Source organism: Curtobacterium sp. B18, from assembly GCF_000333375.1.
Lineage (GTDB): Bacteria > Actinomycetota > Actinomycetes > Actinomycetales > Microbacteriaceae > Curtobacterium.
On record NZ_BACZ01000299.1, the window covers coordinates 1 to 3,141 of the forward strand.

A 3,141-nucleotide genomic window follows, 5' to 3' on the forward strand; every position below is an offset into this window, starting at 1 on the left:
CCGTAGTAGAACGCGATCATCAGACCGACCGAGCCGATCAGGGCGTTGAGGAGTTTCGTCGAGATGACGGTGAAGAGCACGTAGAAGCCGATCGACGCGACGCCCATCCCCGATGGTCGACCAGGTCGGGGTGAGGAAGCGGCGGTGATCCCGGGCGAAGTGGGACGGCAGGGCCTTGTAGACCGCCATCGAGAGCGAGGTGCGGGCGGTCGGCATGATCGTGGTCTGCGTCGAGGCGGACGCCGACGTGAGGATCGAGAACGACAGCAGCGCCATCGCCGCGTGCCCGAGGAACGAGTTGCCGAAGAGCGCCGGGCCGATCGCCGAGAACACGTCGTCGGCGTTGCCCTGGGCCCCGAGGCCGATGCCCTTCGTGCCGACGCCGGCGAACGCGATCGCCGCGATCGAGACGAGGGCGTAGATGACGAGGAGCAGGACCGTGCTGATGACGGCCGCGCGACCGGGGGTCTTCTCGGGGTCCTTCGTCTCCTCGTTGAGCGAGACGGCGGTGTCCCACCCCCAGTAGATGAAGATCGCTGTGAGCATGGCGGGCGCGATGACCGACCCGAAGTCCATGCCGCTCGGCCACAGCCACGACAGCGACGGGGTGATCGAGCCCTCGACGCCGTTGCCGGTGGCGACCCGGACGAGCGCGACGGCCGCGAACATCACCAGGACGAGCACCTCGACGCCGAGCAGCACGTACTGCAGGCGGGCCGACACCTCGACGCCGACGTAGCAGATGAACGTCATGATCGCGATCCAGGCCACCCCGGCCACGGTCGACCACAGCGTGCTGTTCCCGAGGGCGCTGATCGCCGGGTCGTTCGTCAGGACGCCGACGAACGAGTACCCGTACGAGCCGGCGATCTGGGCGAGGTTGGCCATCACGATGACGTCCGCTGCGATGATCCCCCACCCGCCGAGCCAGCCGGTCACGGCACCGAACGCGCGGGTCGCCCACGTGAAGGTCGTGCCGCAGTCGGGGTCCTCGCGGTTGAGCTCCTGGTAGGCCACCGCGATCATCCACATCGGGATGAACGCGAGCAGCATGATCGCCGGCGCCTTCACCCCGGCCAGCAGGGCACCGCCGCTCGCCACGACCAGTCCGAGACTCGCCGCCAGGCTGTAGGCGGGCGCGGTGGACGAGATGCCCATCACGACGCTGCCCACCAGCCCGATGGCTCCCGGACGCAGCCCCTTCTCGGTACCGACCGTCTCGGTCGACACCGTCACGACCCGTTCGTCTCGCATGACCACCACGCTCTCTCGATGGCGGGCGACGGAAACCGTCGCCGTTGCTCCACGACTCTGTGGATACGAGCACTGAAACTAGACCCTGGCGACGATTTCCGCACCTGGCTGTGTCAATCTTGATCCAGTCCCGAGAGGAGCACCAGCATGGAGGAGACCGAGGTCGTCGTGATCGGTGCCGGCGTCGCCGGACTCACCGCCGCTCGGCTGCTCGCCGGAGCCGGGCGTCGGGTCGTCGTGCTCGAGGCCCGCGACCGGATCGGCGGACGCGTCCACACTGACCGAACCGACGGGCTCGTGACCGACCTCGGCGGGTCGTGGATCCACGGCGTCGAGGACAACGCGGTCGCCGACGCCGTGGCCGCGTTCGGGATCCGCACCGTCGAGTTCACGGTCGGCGGGTACCAGGTCGACAGCCGGCCGATCGCGTACCACGGGCCGGACGGCCGTCGGCTCGACGCCGGCGCAGCCGCCCGGTTCGCCGCCGACGTGCACACCGTCGACCGCGACCTGGTCGATGAGATCGAGCGGTCCGCTCCGGACGACTCGTACCGCGACGTGGTCGCCCGGGCCGTCGCGGCACAGGGGTGGGACGCCGAGCGGGCCGAGCGGGTGCGCGAGCACCTCGAGCACCGGAGCGAGGAGCAGTACGGGGTCGCGAGCGACGAACTCGCCGCGCACGGGCTCGACGACGACACGATCGCGGGCGACGAGGTCGTGTTCCCGGACGGGTACGACGCCCTGCCCGCGCACCTCGCGGCGGGGCTCGACGTCCGGCTCGGACACGTCGTCGCGCGGGTCGATCACGGCGACGACGGCGTCGTCGTGACGAGCAGCCGGGGCACCGTCCACGCCGACGTCGTCGTGGTGACGGTCCCGGTCGGGGTGCTGCAGGCCGGTGACCTGGTGCTCGAGCCGCCGCTGCCCGGACGCCACCGCGAAGCACTCGGACGACTGCGGATGAACGCCTTCGAGAAGGTCGTCCTGCGGTTCCCGGAGCGGTTCTGGGACGAGGACGTCTACGCGATCCGGCAGCTCGGACCGGCCGGGCACCGGTGGCACTCCTGGTACGACCTGACGCGGCTCGACGGCGTCCCGACGCTGCTCACCTTCGCCGCCGGGCCCGCCGCGAGGGCGATCCGCGGCTGGAGCACGGAGCAGGTCGCGGACTCGGTGCTCGAGCAGCTCCGCCGACTGTACGGCGATGCCGTGGGAACCCCGACCTCGGTGCTCGTCACGGCGTGGCAGGACGACCCGTTCGCCCGGGGCTCGTACGCGCACATGCTGCCGGGGTCGACGACGGACGACCACGATGACCTCGCGACACCGATCGCGGGGCGCGTGCACCTGGCGGGCGAGGCGACCTGGACGCTCGACCCCGCGACGGTGGCCGGCGCCCTGTACTCGGGGCACCGCGCGGCCGTGGCGGTGCTCGGCCACGACGTCCCGATCGACCGGCTCTGGGCGGACACCCCCGCCGGGTGACGTGTGCGAGGATCGTCGCGCACGCCGGGACGAGGGGTTCGTCCCGGCACGACAGTCCGGCGATGGGCCGGCGGTGGGCCGGTACGAGGGGGAGAGCATGCTCGCGAGCGATGTGACGAACGTGCGGTTCGCACCGACGAAGTGGCGCGAAGGGTACGACCAGGGCGAGGTCGACGACTTCCTCGACCGGGTCCGGGCGACCCTCGCCGGGTACGAGTCCGGACGTCCGGTCGACCCCCTCACGCCCGAGGACGTCACCCTGGCGCGCTTCCGGCCGACCAAGTTCCGCGAGGGCTACCGCCAGGACGAGGTCGACGACTTCCTCGACGTGTGGTGGTCCCCCTGCGGGAGCGCGCCGGCCGCGGCTGACCGACCCGGCCGTCGCGGCCGAACGCCGCGCTG

At 71.3% G+C, this 3,141-nt stretch carries 3 protein-coding genes; 2 read left to right on the top strand and 1 reads right to left on the bottom strand.

From position 1 onward, the window contains the following. The coding region (locus I5E_RS21425; protein ID WP_222836455.1) for an APC family permease at positions 1 to 1,254 on the bottom strand (1,254 nt) is incomplete at its 3' end. A gap of 147 nt (positions 1,255 to 1,401) precedes the next feature. On the opposite strand from I5E_RS21425, the gene I5E_RS07905 reads away from it, so the two are divergent. Together I5E_RS07905 and I5E_RS22635 are read left to right on the top strand one after the other, a co-directional pair. Beyond that, a complete protein-coding gene (locus tag I5E_RS07905) occupies positions 1,402 to 2,739 on the top strand; it encodes a flavin monoamine oxidase family protein (protein WP_022906499.1) in 1,338 nt (445 codons plus the stop codon). Positions 2,740 to 2,836: 97 nt separating this feature from the next. Next, on the top strand, positions 2,837 to 3,141 hold a 305-nt coding region (locus I5E_RS22635), incomplete at its 3' end, for a DivIVA domain-containing protein (protein ID WP_148286894.1).

Coding starts and splice junctions, on each gene's coding strand:
- I5E_RS07905 (WP_022906499.1), top strand. CDS start 1,402: ATGGAGGAGACCGAGGTCGTCGTGATCGGTGCCGGCGTCGCCGGACTC.